This is a genomic window from Arthrobacter sp. B0427-1-12 (genome assembly GCF_059092905.1).
This window is the reverse complement of sequence record NZ_JBNHIC010000152.1, coordinates 1-1292: the sequence shown is the minus strand read 5'-3', so window position 1 is coordinate 1292 and position 1292 is coordinate 1. Positions and strand designations below refer to the sequence as shown.

1 protein-coding gene is annotated in these 1292 nt (G+C 66.4%); it reads left to right on the top strand.

Annotated elements, in window-relative coordinates; all coding sequences use genetic code 11:
* Positions 1 to 127: 127 nt before the first annotated feature.
* Positions 128 to 1292 (top strand): DDE-type integrase/transposase/recombinase (locus AC5RWU_RS24275; protein WP_493986727.1); only part of this gene is annotated, 1165 nt, incomplete at its 3' end.

The following is a 1292-nucleotide window of genomic DNA, read 5'->3' as shown; positions in this document are numbered from 1 at the left end:
CGCGTTGACTCATAGAAAACCTCCGCGTAGCGGTATACGTTGCCTCATTTGAAATCCTCCGCCTGGCGGCGTGGTGGACCGGTGTTGGCGGCCGATGCCGGTTATGCCCGTTTCTATGGAGCTGACGATGGCCCAGCGGCAGGCTGTGACGAAGAAGAAGGCCCTGGCGTACCGGGGCGCTGACCGGGCCGGCAAGACCCGGATCCTGGACGAGCTGGTCGAGCTGACCGGCTGGCACCGCGATCACGCCCGGGCCGCGCTGCGCCAGGCGCTGGTCCTGAAGCCGATGCGGCCCAGGCCCGGCAGGAGAACGGTATACGGTCCGGAGCTGCTGCCGGGTCTGATCAGGTGCTGGGCCGTGCTGCGGTTCCCGGCCGGCAAGCTGCTGGCCCCGATGCTGCCGGTGCTGGTGCCGCTGCTGCGCCGGGACGGGGAACTGGATGTCACCGACACGCAGGCGCAGCTGCTGATGGCCATGAGCCCGGCCACGATCGACCGAAAGCTGGCCGCCGAGCGGGCCAGGATGCTGCCGCGGGGCCGGTCGCATACCAAGCCCGGCACCCTGCTCAAGTCCCAGATCCCGATCCGGACCTGGGCCGAATGGGACGACGCGGTGCCCGGGTTTGTGGAGATCGATCTGGTCGGCCACGACGGGTCCAACGCCTCGGGCGAGTTCTGCTTCACCCTGACGGTGACCGACATCGCCACCGGGTGGACGGTGAACCGGGCGGTGCGGAACAAGGCCGCCAAGTGGGTCTTCGAGGCCCTCGAGCACGTCACGAACGTCTTCCCCTTCCCGATCATCGGCATCGATTCGGACAACGGGTCCGAGTTCATCAACGAGCACCTGCTGGCCTACTGCCACGCCCGCAGGATCACGTTCACCCGCTCCCGGCCCTACAACAAGAACGACGGCGCCCACGTGGAGCAGAAGAACTGGGCCAGGGTCCGGGAACTGGTCGGCTACCTGCGCTACGACACCGAAGCGGAACTGGCCAAACTCAACGAGATCTGGGAACTGGACCGGATCTTCACCAACTACCTGCTGCCTCAGCAGAAACTGATCGAAAAGCAGCGCCACGGGGCGAAGGTCACCCGAAAGCACGATGCGCCGGCCACGCCCCACCAGCGCGCCGTCCGGCACCCGAGCGTGCGCAAACACCTCACCATCCGGATGAACGCCGCCTTCAAACGCATCAAGCCCGCAGCGCTCTCACGCCAAATCCTGGCCCTGACCGCCGACCTGGAAACACTCGCCCTCGCGAAGAAACCCGCAACCCTCAAACCCATCA